Annotated in this window: 16 protein-coding genes; 3 read left to right on the top strand and 13 right to left on the bottom strand. The window is 68.2% G+C overall.

Going from position 1 to position 19418, the window contains the following annotated elements:
• The first annotated feature begins 15 nt into the window (after nucleotides 1-15).
• Nucleotides 16-1320 carry a Gfo/Idh/MocA family protein gene (locus J2W78_RS12715; RefSeq protein ID WP_253370963.1) on the top strand — a complete coding sequence of 435 codons (1305 nt, stop codon included), beginning with the start codon at nucleotides 16-18 and terminating at the stop codon, nucleotides 1318-1320.
• A 101-nt stretch (nucleotides 1321-1421) separates the two neighbouring features.
• Here the strand turns inward: J2W78_RS12715 and J2W78_RS12710 are convergent, their stop codons facing one another.
• From J2W78_RS12710 to coxB, 12 genes are all read right to left on the bottom strand, one after another.
• Nucleotides 1422-1568 carry a hypothetical protein gene (locus J2W78_RS12710; protein ID WP_253370961.1) on the bottom strand — a complete coding sequence of 49 codons (147 nt, stop codon included), beginning with the start codon at nucleotides 1566-1568 and terminating at the stop codon, nucleotides 1422-1424.
• Nucleotides 1569-1648: 80 nt separating this feature from the next.
• Nucleotides 1649-2944 (bottom strand): M16 family metallopeptidase, encoded by a 1296-nt coding sequence (locus J2W78_RS12705; protein ID WP_253370959.1) that lies wholly within the window; start codon nucleotides 2942-2944, stop codon nucleotides 1649-1651.
• Between the two features lie 192 nt (nucleotides 2945-3136).
• Nucleotides 3137-4549 (bottom strand): threonine synthase, encoded by a 1413-nt coding sequence (gene thrC / locus J2W78_RS12700; protein ID WP_253370957.1) that lies wholly within the window; start codon nucleotides 4547-4549, stop codon nucleotides 3137-3139.
• An 85-nt stretch (nucleotides 4550-4634) separates the two neighbouring features.
• A complete protein-coding gene (locus J2W78_RS12695) occupies nucleotides 4635-5063 on the bottom strand; it encodes a DUF4864 domain-containing protein (RefSeq protein ID WP_253370955.1) in 429 nt (142 codons plus the stop codon).
• Nucleotides 5064-5146: 83 nt separating this feature from the next.
• Entirely contained in the window at nucleotides 5147-5917 is a 771-nt protein-coding gene (locus tag J2W78_RS12690; protein ID WP_253370953.1) for an SURF1 family protein, read from the bottom strand.
• Nucleotides 5918-6292 (bottom strand): DUF983 domain-containing protein, encoded by a 375-nt coding sequence (locus tag J2W78_RS12685; protein WP_253370951.1) that lies wholly within the window; start codon nucleotides 6290-6292, stop codon nucleotides 5918-5920.
• 126 nt (nucleotides 6293-6418) lie between these two features.
• Nucleotides 6419-7276, bottom strand: coding sequence for a cytochrome c oxidase subunit 3 (locus tag J2W78_RS12680; protein WP_253370949.1), 858 nt, complete (start codon nucleotides 7274-7276; stop codon nucleotides 6419-6421).
• 145 nt (nucleotides 7277-7421) lie between these two features.
• Entirely contained in the window at nucleotides 7422-8030 is a 609-nt protein-coding gene (locus tag J2W78_RS12675; RefSeq protein WP_253370947.1) for a cytochrome c oxidase assembly protein, read from the bottom strand.
• A 12-nt stretch (nucleotides 8031-8042) separates the two neighbouring features.
• On the bottom strand, nucleotides 8043-8207 hold the full coding sequence (locus tag J2W78_RS12670; protein ID WP_253370945.1) for a hypothetical protein: 165 nt from the start codon (nucleotides 8205-8207) through the stop codon (nucleotides 8043-8045).
• A gap of 8 nt (nucleotides 8208-8215) precedes the next feature.
• Nucleotides 8216-9169, bottom strand: a complete 954-nt coding sequence (locus J2W78_RS12665; RefSeq protein WP_253370943.1) for a heme o synthase — start codon at nucleotides 9167-9169, stop codon at nucleotides 8216-8218.
• A 165-nt stretch (nucleotides 9170-9334) separates the two neighbouring features.
• Nucleotides 9335-10963: a cytochrome c oxidase subunit I gene (gene ctaD / locus J2W78_RS12660; RefSeq protein ID WP_253370941.1), complete on the bottom strand. Its 1629-nt coding sequence runs from the start codon at nucleotides 10961-10963 to the stop codon at nucleotides 9335-9337.
• Between the two features lie 77 nt (nucleotides 10964-11040).
• Nucleotides 11041-11880, bottom strand: coding sequence for a cytochrome c oxidase subunit II (coxB, locus tag J2W78_RS12655; protein ID WP_253370939.1), 840 nt, complete (start codon nucleotides 11878-11880; stop codon nucleotides 11041-11043).
• 255 nt (nucleotides 11881-12135) lie between these two features.
• On the opposite strand from coxB, the gene fdhD reads away from it, so the two are divergent.
• The gene (gene fdhD / locus J2W78_RS12650) at nucleotides 12136-13011 is read left to right on the top strand and encodes a formate dehydrogenase accessory sulfurtransferase FdhD (protein ID WP_253370937.1); all 876 of its coding nucleotides are present in this window, start codon (nucleotides 12136-12138) and stop codon (nucleotides 13009-13011) included.
• A 25-nt stretch (nucleotides 13012-13036) separates the two neighbouring features.
• On the opposite strand, the gene J2W78_RS12645 is transcribed toward fdhD, so the two are convergent.
• Nucleotides 13037-14053, bottom strand: coding sequence for a hypothetical protein (locus tag J2W78_RS12645; protein WP_253370935.1), 1017 nt, complete (start codon nucleotides 14051-14053; stop codon nucleotides 13037-13039).
• Nucleotides 14054-14689: 636 nt separating this feature from the next.
• On the opposite strand from J2W78_RS12645, the gene gltB reads away from it, so the two are divergent.
• Nucleotides 14690-19408 (top strand): glutamate synthase large subunit, encoded by a 4719-nt coding sequence (gene gltB, locus J2W78_RS12640; protein WP_253370933.1) that lies wholly within the window; start codon nucleotides 14690-14692, stop codon nucleotides 19406-19408.
• The last annotated feature ends 10 nt before the right edge of the window (nucleotides 19409-19418 follow it).

Genomic DNA, 19418 nt, shown 5'->3' with positions numbered 1-19418 from the left:
GCCGGAAATCCTGTCATGAGCGACGACCTCCAACTGTCCCGGCGCCTCCTTCTCGCGGGCGGCGCCGGCCTGACCGGCGCGGCCCTCGGCCTCGGCGGGGGTGCGCGGGCCGCCGGCGCACCGGCTCCCTCGGTGCCGGCCGATACCGGTGCGGTTCAGGGCGACCGGATCGCCTTCCCGAACTGGCGCGATTCCGGCGACGCGCCGCCCCCGCCGCCGCCCGCGCCGATGCCTCCGTCCGAGCGGGTCGGCTTCGCCATCGTCGGGCTCGGGCGCCTGAGCCTGGAGGAAATCCTTCCGGCCTTCGGTGAAGCCAAGAAAGCGAAGGTCGTCGCGCTGATGTCGGGCTCGCCCGAGAAAGCCGGGCTCACGGCGGCGCAGTACGGCATCCCCGCGGACGCGATCTATGCCTACGACCAGTGGGACCGGCTGAAGGCCAACCCCGCGGTCAAGGCGGTCTACATCGTCACGCCGAACGGCTTGCACCGGGACAACGTGCTGGCCGCCGCGGGCGCGGGCAAGCACGTGCTGTGCGAGAAGCCGATGGCAAACACATCGGCCGAAGCGCAGGAGATGATCGAGGCCTGCCACAAGGCCGGCGTCAAGCTGATGATCGCCTATCGCTGCCAGTACGAGCCGTTCAACCGCGAGGTGGCGCGGCTCGCCCGCTCGGGCGAGTTCGGGCGGGTGAAGATGGTCGAAGCCTTCAACGGACAGACCACGGCGCTGCCCGAGCAGTGGCGCCTGCGCAAGGCGCTCGCGGGCGGCGGGGCGCTGCCGGATATCGGCCTCTATTGCCTCAACGGCGTGCGGGCGCTGCTCGGCGAGGAGCCGGTCTCGATCCAGGCGCAGATCGTCACGCCCGAGAACGATCCGCGCTTCAAGGAGGTCGAGGAGAGCGTCGCCTTCACGCTCCGCTTCCCCTCCGGCGTGATCGCGCAATGCGGCACGAGCTACGGCGTCCACGAGAGCCGCGAATTGCGGGTCCACACGACGGGCGGCTCGCTCGATCTGCACAACGCCTTCGCCTATCGCGGCCAGCGTCTCACCATCGCCCACCGCGAGGGCAGCCACGTCCAACGCGACGAGCCGGTGCTGACGCCCAAGAACCAGTTCGCGCTCGAACTCGATCACATGGCCGAGTGCATCCTGGCCGACCGCCGCCCCCGCACGCCCGGCGAGGAGGGCTTGCAGGACATGATCCTGATGGAAGCGATCTACGCGGCGGCCCGCTCCGGCCAGCCCGTCACGGTCGGACCGCTCGCGGGGACGGGGCAGGGGGCCGATGCGACGCGGGGACCGGCGCTGGAGGAAAAGTAACGCCGCTTCCGAGTATCGCTTCGGCGCAGCGCACCCCTCTCACCGCACGCGGCAAGGGGGGTGGCCGCGTTCAAACCGAGAAGAGGCCCACGCGGCGACGCCTACTCCCCCCAGCGCACGAACAGCGCAATGGCAACGATGGCGAGGATGGCGAGCAGCCACGCCTCGCCCACGGTCAGCGCATAGGCGAGCAGACCGAAGAAGCCGAGGGCGATGCCGAGCATGGTCGCGACGGCGACGGGGTTCATGGCGGGTGGTTTTTATCGACGGGATCGGGGTCCGGCGCCCTCCGGGGCACCGGACTTCACAACTCTGAGGTAGGGCGGCGTCAGGCCGTCTGAAGGGCCGACGCGACACGCGCCAGCGACGGCAAGCCCTTCACCGGGCCGATGGCGGCCAGGGTCGGGGCGCCGCGCAGCAGAGCGCGGCCGGCCGCGCGCACATGCTCGACCTCGACCGCATCGACCTTGGCGATCAATTCCTGCGGCGGGATCACCCGGCCCCAGGCAAGAAGCTGGCGGGCGTTGCGCTCGATGCGACCGCCCGGCGTCTCGAGGGCAGTGAGCAGGGAAACCTTGAGCTGGGCCTTGGCACGGGCGAGTTCGGCCGCGTCGAGCCGCTCCGCCGCCTCGCGGGTGGTGGCGATGGTGACATCGACGAGTTCGGCCAGATCCGCACCCGAGGTGCCGGCGCCGATGCCGAACAGGCCGCAATCGTTGAAGGGCCAGTGGAAGGCCTGGATGTCGTAGGCGAGGCCGCGGGTCTCGCGCACCTCGTGCCAGAGCCGCGAGGTCAGCCCGCCGCCGAGCACCTGCGAGAACAGATGAAGCGCGTAGTAGCCGTCGTCTCGGAAGGAGAGGCCGGGCAGGCCGAGGACGAGATTGGCCTGTTCGAGCCGCTTCTGCATCCGCCGCTCGCCGCCGCCGTAGAGGCCGGGCACGGCCGGAGGTGCCGCGACGGGCTTCAGGGCGCCGAAATGGCGCTCGGCCGCCTCCACGATCTCGGCATGTTCCACCGCGCCGGCGGCGGCGAGCACCATGCGCTCGGGCACGTATTCGCGGGCGATGTAGGCCTCGATCGCGGCACGGTCGAAGCTCTGGATCGTCTCGGGCCGGCCCAGGATCGGCCGGCCGATCGGCTGGTCGGGGAAGGCCGTCTCGATGAAGGCGTCGTAGACGACGTCGTCGGGCGTATCTTCGACCGCCGCGTATTCCTGAAGGATGACGCCCTTCTCGCGGGCCAGCTCGCCCGCGTCGAAGACCGAGCGGGTGAGAATGTCGCCGAGCACGTCGAGGGCCACGCCCGCATCCTCGCCGAGCACCCGCGCGGTGTAGCTCGTGCTCTCGGTGCTGGTGGCGGCGTTGATCTCGCCGCCGACATTCTCGATATCCTCGGCGATCTTCCGGGCCGAGCGCGTCGCCGTGCCCTTGAAGGCCATGTGCTCGATCAGGTGGCTGAGCCCGTGCTCGTCCGGCCGCTCGTGCCGCGAGCCCGCCCCGACCCAGACGCCGAGCGTGGCGGTGGCAACGCCGGGGATCGTCTCGGTGGCGACGGTCAGGCCGTTATCGAGCCGGCTGACGGTGAGGCCGGGCGAGGCGCCGAAGGTCGAGAAATGCTGGTTCATGCAAACTCCGATCGATCCCTGCGTCATGCGGAGCGCGTCTCCGCTCGGATACTGCGCAGGCTCGATGGGATCGCCCCGGCCCTGTCGGACCGGGATGGCCCCGTTTCCGTATCAATGTCTCTCACGCAACGCCCGTTGCACCGCCGCAGCCGAAACGGCGACGGTCGGGGCCGGGACGTTTGGTGAGGCCACTCAAGCGCCGCGCGTGATGCGGGCGTGTTCGGTGATGTAGCGCTCGATCGCGGCCTGATCGCCCGCGAGGTTCGCCACCGTCTCCGGCCGGGTCATCAGTTCGGCGAGGTGGGGCGGCAGCGCCGGGCGCCCGCCACCGGTCGCCTGGGAGACCGCATCCGGGAATTTGGCGGGGTGCGCGGTGGCCAGCGCCACGACCGGGGTGGCCGGATCCTTCTCCAAGAGCCGGCGGGCGGCGCGCACGCCGATGGCGCTGTGGGGATCGAGCACGAGGCCGGTCTTGCGATAGGTGCCGGCGATCTCGTCCACCACGTCGGGCTCGCGCACGGCGGTCGCGTCGAACTCGTCGCGTACGGTTCCCAGCACCTCGGGGCTGAGCGAGAACCCGCCCGACTGCTTCAGACCCGCCATCAGGCGGCCGAGCGCGGAAGCATCGCGGCCCAACGCCTCGAACAGCAGACGCTCGAAGTTCGAGGAGATCTGGATGTCCATGGAGGGCGAGGTCGTTGGCTGCACGCCGCGGGGCTCGTAGGCCCCGTGCTCCAGGGTGCGGGCCAGGATGTCGTTGGCGTTGGTGCCGATCATCAGCCGCTCGATCGGCAGGCCCATCCGCTTGGCAACCCAGCCGGCGAGGATGTCGCCGAAATTGCCGGTCGGCACGGCGAACGACACCTTTCGGTGCGGGGCGCCGAGCGCCACGGCGCTCGTGAAGTAGTAGACGGTCTGCGCGGCAACGCGGGCCCAATTGATCGAGTTGACGCCCGAGAGCTTCACCCGGTCGGCGAAGTCGCCGTGCTGGAACATGGCCTTCACGATGTTCTGGCAATCGTCGAAATTGCCGTCGATGGCGAGCGCGTGGACGTTCGGCGCGTTGACCGTGGTCATCTGCCGGCGCTGCACCTCCGAGACACGGCCGTGCGGAAACAGGATGAACACGTCGACCTGATCGAGACCCTTGAAGGCCTCGACCGCGGCACTGCCCGTATCGCCCGAAGTCGCGCCGACGATGGTGGCGCGGCCGCCCTTCTGGCGCAGAACGTAATCCATCAGCCGCCCGAGGAGCTGCATCGCTACGTCCTTGAACGCGAGCGTCGGCCCGTGAAACAGCTCCATCAGGAACAGGTTGTCGTCGATCTGGGTGAGCGGGCAGATCGCCGGATGGCGGAAGGTGGCGTAGGCCGCCTCGATCATCCCGTCGAGCGCGTCGTCCGGAATCTCGCCGTCGATGAGCGGGCGCAGCACACGCTTGGCCACCTCGGCGTAGCGCATGCCGGCAAAGCCCGCGATCTCCGCACGGTCGATCTGCGGCCAGCTCTCGGGCACGTAGAGACCGCCGTCGCGGGCGAGGCCGGCGAGCAGCGCATCGGAAAAGCTCAAGGGCGCGGCGGCGCCGCGGGTCGAGACGTGCAGCAAGGATGCCTCCGGGAAGGCGCTCCCTCTACACGATCGATTCGGCCGTGTCGAAGCGGGGCCGGATCGGTTTCTTACATCGGCGGCGTCAAACCTTCTCCCCCGGCGCCTTCTTCAACTGGCACCCGGTGATGCGCCACTGGCCGTCGGCCTGACGCTGCAGCGTGTAGAGCGCCACCCAATCGAGGCCGGCCTCGTCCTGGAGGCTCAGTCCTTGAGTAATCTCGCCTTGAGCGATCTCGTCCTCGCTCATCTCCCGCATCGTTTCGAAGCGATAGCTGCGCGGCCGTAGGACCGGGGCGTAGCCCTTCGCCACCATGGCGATGAAGGTCTCGGCCGAGGGAAACAGGTTGCGGATCTGCGGTGCGGCTTCGGCGTAGGCGCCCGCCGCGTCGTTGCGGCGGAAGGCCTCGATCTGCCGGTCGATGGTGGCGCGGGCGGCATTGCGGGCCGCGTCGTCGGCCTGGGCCGCAGCGCCGGTCAGAACGAGGAAGAGAAGGCTGAAAACGGTGCGCATCGAAGGGCACTCCGCGGATCTCACCGCGGGAGGCTCTTCCCGCGCGTGCTGCCGGACCTTCGGCATCACGCGGGCCAACGCCGTCAGCCGGCCTTCGGCTCCGCCGGATCATGCAACCGCCGCCACGCGAAAACGGAAAAGACGCCGATCAGGCAGGCGGCGATGCCGAACCACGTGAAGGCGTATTGCAGGTGGTTGTTCGGCAGATCGACCCGAAGCTGTCCGCCGCGGGGCCAGCCACCGGGGTTTGCCGTCCCGTCCGCCTCGATCAGGTAAGGGGCGACATTCGTGAGATTGCGGGCGGCGCTGATGCCGGGGATGTCGCGGGTGAACCACGCATCGCGCTTCGGGTCGGATTCCGGCACGAACATTGTGCGGGTCTCGCTCGCCCGCAGCATGCCGGTCACCGTCGCCGCGCCTGCGACCTGACCGGCAGCGCGGTCCTCGGGGCGCTTCAACTCGGTCGGCACGAAGCCGCGGTTGATCAGGATGGTCGTCCCGTCGTCGCGCTTGAGCGGCGTGATGACGTAGAAGCCCTGGAGCGCCCGGCCGGGCTCGCCCGGTGCCAGACCGTGTACCAGGGTCTCCTTATCGTGCAGGAAGGTGCCACGCGCCTGCACCCGGCTGAACTCGTCGGCTTTCGCGTCCCATTCGTCGAACGGGGGAGGACCGGCCGGTGGCTCGGCGTGCGAGCGCTCGACGATGCGGGCGATCAGCGCCTCCTTCTCGCTCTTGCGGGCCAATTGCCACGTGCCGAGACCGAGCAGGATCGCGAGGCAGATCAGGACCGCGAGGCTCAGGCCCCACAGGCTGCGCAGGCGGGCGCTTCGCTCGGTCGAGGACAAAGCGGCCATCTAGCGGAAGCGCCCCTGCGCGGCCTTGTTGGCGAACTGGACTGCCGCGAGCAGCCCCTTGAGCGGGCGCACCAGAGCCAAGCTCAGGCCTATAGCGAGGCTGCCGGCAACGAGGGCGTGGACCCAGACCGGCGGCTCGTAGGTGATCTCCATCCACAGGGCCATGCCGACGACGACGAAGCCGGTGATCGACATCACGAAGAAGGCCGGACCGTCCGCGGAATCGAACGCGGAGAAGTCCTGGCCGCAGGCCTCGCAGGCGGGCTTCACGGCGAGGAAGCCCTTGAACAGATGGCCCTCGCCGCAGGCGGGGCAGCGCCCGCGCAGGCCCGTCGCGATCGGGGAGGGGGGCGGATTCGTGGCGGTTCGGCTCAAGGGATGCTCCTCGCTGTTCGCCCGTATGGTGTAACGGACGGCACGCCGCACGTGAAAAAGGGCGGCTCACGCCGCCCTTTAGGGTTGCCGCCCAAGCAGGGCGGCGGATGCTGTCGGCTTGGCCCGTCAGTGGGCCGCGCCGCCGGCGCCGGCGCCCCAGACGTAGATGGCGGCGAACAGGAACAGCCACACCACGTCGACGAAGTGCCAGTACCAAGCGGCGAACTCGAAGCCGAGATGCTGCTTGGGGGTGAAGTCACCCTGGTAGGTGCGCAGCAGGCAGACGGCCAGGAAGATCGTGCCGATGATGACGTGGGCGCCGTGGAAGCCCGTCGCCATGAAGAAGGTCGCCGAGTAGATCGAGCCCGAGAAGCCGAAATGGGCGTGGGCGTACTCGTAGGCTTGGCAGGCGGTGAACAGCACACCGAGGATGATGGTCAGCCACAGGCCGTACTTCAGGCCCTTGCGGTCGCCGTGCAGCAGGGCGTGGTGGGCCCAGGTCACGGTGGTGCCCGAGGTGAGCAGGATCAGGGTGTTGAGGAGCGGCAGGTGCCAGGGGTCGAAGGCTTCGATGCCCTTCGGCGGCCACATGCCGCCGGTGAACTCGACGCGCTGCGGCTGGATCGGGTCGGCGGTGTAGATCGCGGCCTCGAAATAGGCCCAGAACCACGCCACGAAGAACATCACCTCGGAGGCGATGAACATGATCATGCCGTAGCGGTGATGGAGCTGGACGACGCGGGTGTGGTCGCCGGAATTCGCCTCGTGGGTGACGTCGCGCCACCACGATAGCATGGTGTAGAGCACGCCGAGCGTGCCGGCGCCGAACACGTAGGGGCCGATGGCGAGGCCGCCCGCGGAGAGACCCTTCATCCAGAAGACGGCGCCGAACGCCATCAGGAACCCGGAGAACGCGCCCAGCAGCGGCCACGGGCTCGGGTTGATGATGTGGTAGTCGTGGTTCTTGGCGTGCGCCCCGGCCATCGCAATGGTTCTCCCTCAGCCCTTGCCCGTCACCGCCTGACGGCCGGGCCCTGTTGCCTTGGAGGTCCGGTGGACCGGACCTCGGTTGAAAACCCTCTACTGCGGCGGTCGCGCCATTGTCACGCTTGGCCCGCCGCTTGAACCCTCAAAAGTTGCGCGTGGCGGCGGGTTTGGCCACCTCGGCCACCGGCGCACCGTTCTTCGAAGGGTAGTAGGTGTAGGACAGCGTCATCTCCGAGAGTTCGCCGATGTCCGGATCCTTGCGCAGGGCCGGATCGACGTAGAACACCAGCGGGAATTCGGCCGATTCGCCCGGCTGCAACGTGTGCTCGTCGAAGCAGAAGCACTGCACCTTGACGAAGAAGCTGCCCATTAGGTCCGGCTGCACGTTGAACACGGCGATGCCGGTCGAGGCAGCGGGGCCGGTATTCGTCACCTTGAAGAACACGGTCGCCGTCTGGCCGGGCACGGCCTCGACCCGCGACTGCTCCGGCTGGAAGCGCCAGGACAGGTTCTTCGACACGTTGGTGTCGAAACGGACGGTCACCGGGGCGAGTGCCTCGCCCGTCGGCGCGGAGGGCGCGGCGCCGACGAGCGGCGTGCCGTTGAAGCCGGTCGCCTTGCAGAACATGGAGTAGAGCGGCGCCGAGACGGCGGCGAGGCCGCCCATGCCGAGCACGACGCCCGCACAGGCAAGCACGGTCCAGCGCGTGCCGCGCACCGCCTGTTTCTGCCTCTCACCCACATTCGTCATCGGGTCACGCCTTCAGAGAGGCCGTTGCAGGATCTGCGGCCCGAGCTTGGCGATCGTCAGCACGAAGAACAGCAGCACCAGGGCGCCTAGAGTCAGGGCGATGGCGACCGAGCGCTTGCGGCGGGTCTTGGCCTCCTCCGCCGTCAGCGGACGAATTCCTTCGGGGAGATCGGACATGGCGGGCCTCACGCTGCGACCGCGCGGAACAATCCGAGCCCCTGCTCGGCGAGCAGCGCCGAGAAGAGCAGGAACAGGTAGAGGATGGAGAAGGCGAACAGGCCCATCGCCGCCTTGCGCTCGGGCTCACCCTCGCGCAGCCGGTAGACCTGCACCGCGCCCGCCAGCATGCCGATCCCGCCGAGCACGCCGACAACGGCGTAGAGCCAGCCGCCGAAGCCGAGCCAAACCGGCACGAGAGCCAGTGGTGCGAGGACCAGGGAGTACCACACGATCTGGCGGCGGGTGGAATCCGGGCCGGCGACGTTCGGCATCATCGGGATGCCGGCGCGGGCGTATTCTCCGCTCTTCACGAGCGCCAGCGCCCAGAAATGCGGCGGCGTCCAGATGAAGATGATCGCGAACAGCACCAGCGACTCGATGCCGACATGACCGGTCACTGCCGCCTGGCCCACCACCGGGGGGAGGGCACCGGCGGCACCACCGATGACGATGTTCTGCGCGGTCGCCCGCTTAAGCCACATCGAGTAGATCACGGCGTAGAACACGATGGTGAAGGCGAGAAGCCCCGCGGCGAGCCAGTTCGAGGCAAGCCCGAGGATCAGCACCGAGCCGACCGACAGGACGATGCCGAAGGCCAGGGCCTCGTCGGGGCGGATGCGCCCATCTGGGATCGGACGCTTGGCGGTGCGGGTCATCAGCGCGTCGATGTCGGCGTCCCACCACATGTTGAGGCAGCCCGAGGCGCCGGCCCCGACGGCGATCATCAACAGCGAGATCGCCGCGATCACCGGGTTCACGGTGGCATCCGAGACCACCATGCCGACGAGCGCGGTGAAGATGACGAGCACCATCACCCGCGGCTTCAGCAGGGCGAAGAAGTCGGAAACCTCGCCCCCCGCGGCGGGGGAGAACGACGCGGTGCCGGCGTCGGCGCTCAGGCTGTTCGACAGGCTCGTCATGGAAACCGTGCTCTGACGCTTGTTCTGATGTTTTCGAAGGTCTTCGGATCGCGCCGTTCGTGGCGCCGCCCTTTGCGGGAGGCCTCGCTCAAGCGGTGAGAGGCCTCCGGGAAAGAGCGAGGACCGCCGGGGCGGTCCTCGCGATCTTCGGTTTTTGCTCCGCCCTTAGTGGGCCGGCTCGTCGACGATCTTGGGGAGCGTCTCGAACTGGTGGAAGGGCGGGGGCGAGGAGAGGGTCCATTCCAGGGTGGTGGCACCCTCGCCCCACGGATTGTCCGCAGCGCGGGTCTTGGAGCGGAAGGCCAGGACGATGCCGATGACGAACACGATCATGCTCAGGGCGAAGACGTGACCGCCGAGCGTCGCGACCTTGTGCCAGCCGGCGAAGGCCTCCGGATAGTCGGCGTAGCGACGCGGCATGCCGGCCAGACCCAGGAAGTGCATCGGGAAGAACAGGACGTTCGCACCGATGAAGGCCAGCCAGAAGTGCAGCTTGCCCGCCCATTCCGGGATGACGTGGCCGGTCATCTTCGGGAACCAGTAGTAGATACCGGCGAAGATGATGAACACGGCGCCGAGCGAGAGCACGTAGTGGAAGTGCGCCACGACGTAATAGGTGTCGTGCAGGTACTTATCGACCGAGGAGTTCGCGAGCACGACGCCGGTGACGCCGCCGACCGTGAACAGGAAGATGAAGCCCACCGCCCAGTGCATCGCCGCGGTGAAGCGGATCGAACCGCCCCACATCGTCGCGATCCAGGAGAAGATCTTCACGCCGGTCGGCACCGCGATCACCATGGTCGCGAAGACGAAGTAGGACTGCGTCTGGAGCGACAGGCCGACGGTGTACATGTGGTGGGCCCACACGACGAAGCCGACGACGCCGATGGCGACCATGGCGTAGGCCATGGCGAGGTAGCCGAAGACGGGCTTGCGCGAGAAGGTGGCGATGATGTGCGAGACGATGCCGAAGGCCGGCAGGATCATCACGTACACTTCGGGGTGACCGAAGAACCAGAACAGGTGCTGGTAGAGCACCGGATCGCCGCCGCCGGCCGGATCGAAGAAGGTGGTGCCGAAGTTGCGGTCGGTGAGCAGCATTGTGATCGCGCCGGCCAGAACCGGGAGCGACAGGAGCAGCAGGAAGGCGGTGACCAGCTCGGCCCAGGCAAACAGCGGCATCTTGTGCAGCGTCATGCCGGGGGCGCGCATGTTGAGGATGGTGGTGATGAAGTTGATCGCGCCGAGGATCGAGCCCGCACCGGCGAGGTGGAGCGAGAAGATCGCGAAATCGACCGCCGGGCCGGGGTGGCCGGCCGAGGAGGAGAGCGGCGGGTAGACGGTCCAGCCGGTGCCCGCGCCGCTGGCGCCGGGCGAGCCCTCGACGAACAGCGAGCAGAGCAGGCAGGCGAAGCCCGACACCGTCAGCCAGAACGAGACGTTGTTCATCCGCGGGAAGGCCATGTCCGGCGCGCCGATCATCAGCGGGACGAACCAGTTGCCGAAGCCGCCGATGAGGGCGGGCATCACCATGAAGAACACCATGATGAGGCCGTGGCCGGTGACGAACACGTTGTAGGTCGCCGGGTTGGAGAAGTACTGGAGCCCCGGCTCTTCCATCTCCATGCGGATGCCGAACGACAGGAACGCGCCGATGATGCCCGCCATGAAGGCGAAGATCAGGTAGAGCGTGCCGATGTCCTTGTGGTTCGTCGAGAGGAACCAGCGGGAGAAGAAGGAGGGCTTGTGGTCGTGGTGGGCGTCATGCCCGGCATGTGCTGTGGCGGTGGCCATCGATCCTTGCCTTAATCAGATGTCTGTCGCCTCTGGCGAAGGGAGATCCGGCCGGCGCGTGCCGGCCCGGAGAAGCGTCAGCGGGCGTCCGCGAGGCGCGCGCCGTTGTCGATCGCGGCGTACTTGGTCTTCGCCTCGGTCAGCCATTCGGCATAGGCCTGCTCGCTGACCACGCGCACGGTGATCGGCATGTAGGCGTGGCGGGCGCCGCACAGCTCGGAGCACTGGCCGTGATAGGTGCCCTCGCGGTCGGCCTTGAACCACCACTGGTTCAGACGGCCGGGGATCGCGTCGATCTTGCCGCCGAAGGAGGGGATCGCCCAGGAGTGGATGACGTCGTCGGAGGTGACCTGCACCTTCACGACTTTGCCGACCGGGATGACCATGTCGTTGTCGGTCGCGAGCAGCTTCGGCTGCTGCTCCTCATCGACGTTCGCGTCGAAGGTGAAGCCGCCCTTGTCGCCCTCGGCCGGGTAGACGTAGGACCAGTACCACGCGTGGCCGACCACCTTGACCACGATGTCGGCCTTCGGGTCCGAAAGCTGCGTGCGCAGGGTGCGGAACGAGGGGATCGCCACCGCCACGAGGATCAGGACCGGGATGATGGTCCAGGCCACCTCGATCGCCGTGTTGTGCGTGGTGCGCGACGGCGTGGGGTTCGTCTTCTCGTTGAACTTGAAGATGCAGTAGAGAATGAGACCGAGAACGAAGACCGAGATCGCGAACGCAATCCAGTGCAGTCCGTGCTCGAAGCTGAGGAGGTCAGCGGCCTCGGCCGTGACCGGTATCTGGCGGCTCATCTGCCACGGCTCGGGCTGACCGATGCCGGCCGCGAGAGCGGAGGAGGACGAACCGAGGAGAGCGCCGAACGCGGCGAGCCCCCACGATAACCGATGTTGCGCCTGCGTCGTCCGCATGTCCCCGCTTGGCTCCCCTGGTGCCTATGGTTTGTTTGCCCTTGAATTTGCCGACCCGCGTCGCAAATCCCAGAACTGCCCAATCGTGTCGCGGGCCTTGCCGGTTCCGGCGTGACCGTGTCGCTGCCGGATGGGCGGTTGCGACGTAGAACCATACTGATCAAAAAACCGCAACCACAACAGCGCCCCCAAGCGTCGCTTGGACGCGGGATCAGGGTTGCGCAGCGGGCAATTTGGCTGCCTCTGGGGATACGGATGCAGGACGTCGGCGGAAAACCTCAACGAGAAGCCGGGGATGACTTCGGCGCGGGCGAACCCGCGACGTCGGTCAAGGTCGGAACATTCGTCGTTGCCTACGACGCGCCCGAGGCGCGGCCCGATTCCCGCGCGCTGGCCGTGGAGATGCCGGTCAACGTCGTCTACGGCACCGTGCCCTACGCCGTGATGATGCTGACGCCGGCCGATCTCGAGGATTTCGCCTACGGCTTCAGCCTGACCGAGGGCGTGATCGAGGCGCCCGACGAGATCCGCGGCGTCACCGTCGAGCCCGGCGAGGGTGGCCTGAGGCTGCTGGTCGATCTGGCTCCGGGGCGGCTTCGCGAGCATCTTGCCCGCAAGCGCGCGATCAGCGGACGCACCGGCTGCGGCGTTTGCGGCATCGAGGATCTCGCCGCCCTGCCGATTGCCCGGCCCCGCTCCGGCACGGGCCCACAGGTGACGCTGGCGGCGATCCAGACGGCGCTGACCGCCCTATCGGACCGTCAGAGGCTCAACCGGGAGACGCGCGCGGTCCACGCGGCCGGATGGGCGGACCTCGACGGTTCGCTGCTGGCGGTGCGCGAGGATGTCGGCCGCCACAATGCTTTGGATAAGTGCATCGGCGCGTTGCTGCGCCAGGGCGTGCGGCCGGACGAGGGCTTTCTCGTCATCACCAGCCGTTGCTCCTTCGAGATGGCGGAGAAGGCCGCGAGCCTCGGCGCCTCCGTGCTGGTGGCGATCTCAGCGCCGACCTCGCTCGCGATCGAGCGGGCGCGCTGCCACGACATGACGCTCTGCGCCATCGCCCGCTCGGACACGCTGACCGTGTTCTCGGGGCGCGAGCGGCTGATCCTGACCGGGGAGGGCGGCTGAGCCGCGCCACCCCGGATCGATCACCTTACTCGGTGCCGCCAGCCTCGCCGGTGCCGCCGGGAACGACCGTGGCCCCGCCGATCACCCGCACGTTCTTGCGCGGACCGTCGGCCGGAGGATCCTGCCAGCCCTTTCCGGCGGCCGGCTTCGACTCAGCGGTCTTCGTGGCGTCCTTGACGGGCTCCGGCTTCGCGGCGTCAGTCTTCGTCTCGGCCTTGCCGGTTTCAGGCCGGGGCTCACCCACCTTCGGCTCGACCGCCTTGGCTTCCTTCGTCTCCCCCTTGTCCCGCTCGATCTTGGCAGCAGGCGTCATCGCGGGCGACGCGGGCGAACCGGACCGCAGCGAGGGCTCCGGAGCCGTCGGGGCAATGTGTGCCTGGGACGGCAGCTTGGGCGTCGGGGCAGTCCGGGCCGCCGCGCGCCGGGGCGGCTCGGAGCGGGTTGCCGCATCCGGATTGACGCCGAGGGGGTTGGCGTCCGGCCGTGCGGCCGGCGGCACGCGCTCGGACCGGGCCGCGCTCCGCTCGCTGCCGAGCGGAGCACCGCGCAGACCGGGAACGGAGGGGATGTCGGCGGGGGGCACGATCCGCTCGGCCTCGCGGATCGGACGGCGCGGGCGCATGTCGTCCTCGGTCCAGCCATAGCCGGGCGCTGCCGGGCGGACGCGGTCGGACGGATAGTAGACGCCGCCGAGCGGTTCGCGCCCGATGACGTCGCCCTCGCGGGCATCGACCACGAGCCGCACGCGCTGGCCGCGCGGGCTCGTCGCCTCCACACGGTAGTTCCGCCCGTCGTAGCGGGGACGTCCGATCTCGGAGAAGCCGCGATCGCGCAGGTCATCGACGACCTCGCGGGACGGCAACAGGCCGTCATCCTCGAGGTAGACCGCCCGCGGCGGCCCATAGATCTCACGGTAGAAGCCCTGGGCGGCAGCGGGCTGCAGGCCGGCGCCGGACAGGAGCGCGGCAAGAAGGCCGAAGCCGAGGCCGCGACGCAGTGCCGCTCTCGTGACCCCACCGGGGGCGTGACGGCTCGAAGCCATAGGGACCTCTCGAACCAAGCTGTGCAGAAGAAGAGGCAGAAGAAGTAAGAAAGTCCCGGGAGCCCGCTGTTGATCGCGGGTCCCCCGGCGTCACGGCAGACGCATCCCCGCATTCCTTCCGTGCCGGCAAGGTTTTCTAAACGGTTGATTGGGGCGACATTGCGAACCGACCCGGAACCTGCCAGTGCCATTGTCGTGACGCAGTGCTGCCCGGCACGCGTCCGCCCGCCGGGACGAAGCCGAGGGACGGGCGCGTTGCGCGTATCCGAGGCATGTTCAAAAGGCCGGCGGCGGTGGTCGGCGGCCCCTTGCTGGAATGAATGAAATCTGGCAACGTCCACTTATAGGACAGCAAGACTGTCCCATTTGTCGTGCTTGGCCGTCGGGCCGGCTTTGGGGATCCATCACGTGATCGACGTGACGTCCGAACGAGCTGAGAAACCGGTGACCGTCGAGGCGATCCGGGCGAGCGCCGGCTGAACAAGCCGGAGCTTCAGCCCGCGGGTTGGCGGGCGATTCCGGCAGGATGAACCTGACCCCACCCGACTCGGTATAAAATAGGCGGCGGCCCGGGCACCGACGGTGTACGGGCACGAAACATGCTCGCATGCGGGCAGGGTCGGAGATGTGCGGACGATGCGTGAAATCCCGTCTGAGCTGTCGGTGTCGGTCATGAACGGCGAGAAAGCCGCGCCGTCGCGCGCCGGCGCCGCGCCGCTGATCCTGCGCGACCCCGCCCTTCCCGCGGCCGAAGGCGCCTACAACCCCGCTCATGAGCGCGACGCCTGCGGCGTCGGCTTCGTCGCGGACATGCACGACCGGCGCAGCCACGCCATCGTCCAGCAGGGTCTCAAGATCCTGGAGAACATCGACCACCGCGGCGCGGTCGGCGCCGACCCGACCATGGGCGATGGCTGCGGCATCCTCACCCAGATCCCGCACGGCTTCTTCTCCGAGGAATGCTCGCGCCTCGGCTTCGAGCTGCCGCCCGCCGGCCAGTACGCCATCGGCCAGTTCTTCCTGCCGAAGGCGGAGGATGCCCGCGCCAGCATCGAGGCGATCGTCGAGAAGACGCTGGCCGACGAGGGCCTGCCGCTGCTGGGCTGGCGCGACGTGCCCGTCGATTCGGCCGATCTCGGCAAGGCCGTGAAGGAGACCGAGCCGCATCACCGGCAGGTCTTCATCGGCTGCCCGGCCAGCGTCACCGATCAGGACGCGTTCGAGCGGCGCGCCTACATCGCCCGCAAGGTGATCTCGAACCAGGTCTACGGCCTCGAAGACGAGCGCGTGAAGGCGTTCTATCCCGTCTCCGTGTCGAGCCGGACCATCGTCTACAAGGGCATGGTGCTCGTACACCAGCTCGGCCACTACTATCTCGACCTCAAGGATCCGCGCTTCGTCTCGGCGCTGGCGCTCGTCCACCAGCGCTTCGCCACCAACACCTTCCCGACCTGGCGCCTGTCGCACCCCTATCGGATGGTCGCGCATAACGGCGAGATCAACACGCTGCGCGGCAACGTGAACTGGATGGCCGCGCGCCAGGCCAGCGTTGATTCCGAGCTGTTCGGCAACGACATCTCGAAGCTCTGGCCGATCTCCTACGAGGGCCAGTCCGACACCGCCTGCTTCGACAACGCCCTCGAATTCCTCGTGGCCGGCGGCTACTCGCTCGCGCACGCGATGATGATGCTGATCCCGGAGGCCTGGGCCGGCAACCCGCTGATGAGCGAGGAGCGGCGCGCCTTCTACGAGTATCACGCCGCCCTGATGGAGCCGTGGGACGGGCCGGCGGCCGTCGCCTTCACCGACGGGCGCCAGATCGGCGCCACCCTCGACCGCAACGGCCTGCGCCCGGCCCGCTACATCGTCACCGATGACGGGCTCGTTGTGCTCGCCTCCGAGATGGGCGTGCTCCCGATCCCCGACGAGAAGATCGTCCAGTCCTGGCGCCTGCAGCCGGGCCGAATGCTGCTGATCGATCTGGAGAAGGGCCGCATTGTCTCCGACGAGGAGATCAAGGGCGAGCTGGCTTCCGCGCACCCCTATGCCGAGTGGGTGAAGAACACCCAGATCGTGCTGGAGGAGCTGCACCCGATCCAGCCGCGGGCCTCGCGCACGGACGTGCCCCTGCTCGATCGCCAGCAGGCCTTCGGCTACACCCAGGAAGACCTCAAGCTGCTCATGGCCCCCATGGCCGTGACCGGCCAGGAGGCCGTCGGCTCGATGGGCTCGGACACGCCGCTCTCGGCGCTCTCCGACAAGCCGAAGCTGCTCTACACCTACTTCAAGCAGAACTTCGCGCAGGTCACGAACCCGCCGATCGACCCGATCCGCGAGGAGGCCGTGATGAGCCTCGTCTCGTTCATCGGACCGCGTCCGAACCTGCTGGATATGGAAGGTGCCTCGCGCCGCAAGCGGCTCGAAGTGCGCCAGCCGATCCTGACCAACGGCGACCTCGAGAAGATCCGCTCGATCTCCCACTTCGAGGACCGCTTCGACACCCGCACCCTCGACATCACCTACGCGGCCGAATCCGGCGCGGGAGCGATGGAGGGTGCGCTCGATCGCCTGTGCGACCGAGCCGAGGTCGCGGTGCGCGGCGGCTACAACATCATCATCCTGTCGGACCGCATGGTCGGGCCGGACCGCATCCCGATCCCGGCTTTGCTCGCGACCGCAGCCGTGCACAACTACCTGATCCGCAAGGGGCTTCGCACCTCGGTCGGCCTCGTGGTCGAGTCGGGCGAGCCGCGCGAGGTGCATCACTTCGCCTGTCTGGCCGGCTACGGCGCGGAGGCCATCAACCCCTATCTCGCCTTCGAGACGCTGATCGCGATGAAGGGCGAATTCCCGCCGGACCTGACCAACGACGAGATCGTCTACCGCTACATCAAGTCGATCGATAAGGGCCTGCTCAAGGTGATGTCCAAGATGGGCATCTCGACCTACCAGTCCTATTGCGGCGCGCAGATCTTCGACGCGATCGGCCTGAACTCGGATTTCGTGGCCAAGGACTTCTTCGGCACGGCGACGACGGTCGAGGGCATCGGCATGGCCGAGGTCGCCCAGGAGACGGCGCTTCGCCACCAGGATGCCTTCGGGGACGCCCCGATCTACCGCAACGCGCTCGATGTCGGCGGCGAGTACGCCTACCGCCTGCGCGGCGAGACCCACACCTGGACGCCCGACACCGTTGCGACGCTGCAGCACGCGGTGCGCCTCAATGCTGCCGAGCGCTACCGTGAATACGCCCGGCTGGTGAACGAGCAGGAGAACCACCTCAAGACCCTGCGCGGCCTGTTCCGGATCAAGACCGCCGCCGATCTCGGCCGCCAGCCGGTCGACATCTCGGCGGTCGAGCCGGCCTCCGAGATCGTCAAGCGCTTCGCCACGGGCGCAATGTCCTACGGGTCGATCTCGAAGGAGGCGCACGAGACGCTGGCGATCGCCATGAACTCGTTCGGCGGTCGCTCGAACTCGGGTGAGGGCGGCGAGGAGCCGCGCCGGTTCATCACCGGTCCGGACGGGCGTTCGCGCCGCTCGGCGATCAAGCAGGTCGCCTCGGGCCGCTTCGGCGTCACCACCGAGTATCTCGTCAACGCCGACATGATGCAGATCAAGGTCTCGCAGGGCGCCAAGCCCGGCGAGGGCGGACAGCTGCCCGGCCATAAGGTCGATGCCAAGATCGCCAAGGTCCGCTACGCGACCCCGGGCGTTGGCCTGATCTCGCCGCCGCCGCACCACGACATCTACTCGATCGAGGATCTGGCCCAGCTCATCTTCGACCTGAAGAACGTGAACCCGGCTGCCGACGTCTCAGTGAAGCTGGTCTCCGAGGTCGGCGTCGGCACGGTCGCGGCGGGCGTCGCCAAGGCGCGCGCGGACCACATCACGATCTCGGGCTTCGACGGCGGAACGGGTGCCGCCCCGCTCACCTCGATCAAGCACGCGGGCGGACCCTGGGAGACGGGTCTGGCCGAGACGCAGCAGACGCTGGTGATGAACGGCCTGCGCGGCCGTGTCGCGCTCCAGGCCGACGGTGGCATCCGCACCGGCAAGGACGTGATGATCGCGGTGCTGCTCGGCGCCGACCAGATCGGCTTCTCGACCGCGCCGCTGATCGCGGCCGGCTGCATCATGATGCGCAAGTGCCACCTCAACACCTGCCCCGTGGGTGTCGCGACCCAGGACCCGGTGCTGAGGAAGCGCTTCAAGGGCACACCGGAGCACGTCATCAACTACTTCTTTTTCGTGGCCGAAGAGCTGCGGGAGTTGATGGCGGCGATGGGCTTCACGAAGTTGGAGGACCTGATCGGCCGCTCCGACCTCCTCGACAAGCTCGAGGCGATCGAGCACTGGAAGGCCCGCGGCCTCGATTTCTCGAAGCTGTTCCACCGGCCGAATGTCGGGCCGGAGGTGGCGATCCGTCACGTCGAGACGCAGCACCACCCGATCGATACGGTGCTCGACCGCCGCCTGATCGCGGGCGCCGAAGGGGCCATCGAGACCGGCGAGCCGGTGATCCTCACCGATGTGATCCGCAACTCGGATCGCGCGGCGGGCGCCATGCTCTCCGGCGCGGTGGCCAAGCGCCACGGCCATGAAGGGCTTCCCGACGACACCATCGTGGTCAAGCTCAACGGCACCGCCGGGCAGAGCTTCGGCGCATGGCTCGCCGCGGGCGTCACCCTCGACCTCACCGGCCACGGCAACGACTATGTCGGCAAGGGCCTGTCGGGCGGCAAGCTGATCATCCGTCCGAGCGAGGCGCTGAAGGCGCCCCCCGCCCGCACGATCATGGCCGGCAACACCGTGCTCTACGGCGCGATCGCGGGCGAGTGCTACATCCGCGGTGCGGCGGGCGAACGCTTCGCCGTGCGCAACTCGGGCGCCATCACGGTCGTCGAAGGCATGGGCGACCATGGCTGCGAGTACATGACCGGCGGCGTGGTGGTCTCCATCGGCGTGACGGGGCGCAACTTCGCGGCCGGCATGTCCGGCGGCATCGCCTACGTGCTCGACGAGGACGGTTCGTTCCGCGACCGCTGCAACCTGTCGATGGTCGATCTGGAGCCGGTCGAGGAGGAGGACGACCTCATGCGCCGCTTCCACCAGGACGGCGACCTGGAGACCAAGGGCCGGGTCGACATCCTCGCGGACATGTCGGGCCATGACGAGGAGCGCCTGTCGCAGCTCCTCACCAACCACATGAAGTATACGGGTTCGCCGAGGGCCAAGCAGATCCTCGACGAGTGGGCGGCGTTCCGCACCAAGTTCGTCAAGGTGATGCCGGTCGAGTACCGCCGGGCGCTGCGCGAGATGGAAATGGCGCGCATGCCGGTGGCGGCGGAGTAACCAAGCGTCA

The sequence above is a fragment of the Methylorubrum extorquens genome, from assembly GCF_024169925.1.
GTDB lineage: Bacteria > Pseudomonadota > Alphaproteobacteria > Rhizobiales > Beijerinckiaceae > Methylobacterium > Methylobacterium extorquens_A.
This window is presented reverse-complemented; position numbering and strand designations above follow the sequence as displayed.

Bases quoted from the DNA above. Each gene is read 5' to 3' on its own strand.
- J2W78_RS12715 (WP_253370963.1), top strand. From the start codon at position 16: ATGAGCGACGACCTCCAACTGTCCCGGCGCCTCCTTCTCGCGGGCGGC.
- J2W78_RS12710 (WP_253370961.1), bottom strand. From the start codon at position 1,568: ATGAACCCCGTCGCCGTCGCGACCATGCTCGGCATCGCCCTCGGCTTC.
- J2W78_RS12705 (WP_253370959.1), bottom strand. From the start codon at position 2,944: ATGAACCAGCATTTCTCGACCTTCGGCGCCTCGCCCGGCCTCACCGTC.
- J2W78_RS12695 (WP_253370955.1), bottom strand. From the start codon at position 5,063: ATGCGCACCGTTTTCAGCCTTCTCTTCCTCGTTCTGACCGGCGCTGCG.
- J2W78_RS12690 (WP_253370953.1), bottom strand. From the start codon at position 5,917: ATGGCCGCTTTGTCCTCGACCGAGCGAAGCGCCCGCCTGCGCAGCCTG.
- J2W78_RS12680 (WP_253370949.1), bottom strand. From the start codon at position 7,276: ATGGCCGGGGCGCACGCCAAGAACCACGACTACCACATCATCAACCCG.
- J2W78_RS12675 (WP_253370947.1), bottom strand. From the start codon at position 8,030: ATGACGAATGTGGGTGAGAGGCAGAAACAGGCGGTGCGCGGCACGCGC.
- J2W78_RS12670 (WP_253370945.1), bottom strand. From the start codon at position 8,207: ATGTCCGATCTCCCCGAAGGAATTCGTCCGCTGACGGCGGAGGAGGCC.
- J2W78_RS12665 (WP_253370943.1), bottom strand. From the start codon at position 9,169: ATGACGAGCCTGTCGAACAGCCTGAGCGCCGACGCCGGCACCGCGTCG.
- ctaD (WP_253370941.1), bottom strand. From the start codon at position 10,963: ATGGCCACCGCCACAGCACATGCCGGGCATGACGCCCACCACGACCAC.
- coxB (WP_253370939.1), bottom strand. From the start codon at position 11,880: ATGCGGACGACGCAGGCGCAACATCGGTTATCGTGGGGGCTCGCCGCG.
- fdhD (WP_253370937.1), top strand. From the start codon at position 12,136: ATGCAGGACGTCGGCGGAAAACCTCAACGAGAAGCCGGGGATGACTTC.
- J2W78_RS12645 (WP_253370935.1), bottom strand. From the start codon at position 14,053: ATGGCTTCGAGCCGTCACGCCCCCGGTGGGGTCACGAGAGCGGCACTG.
- gltB (WP_253370933.1), top strand. From the start codon at position 14,690: ATGCGTGAAATCCCGTCTGAGCTGTCGGTGTCGGTCATGAACGGCGAG.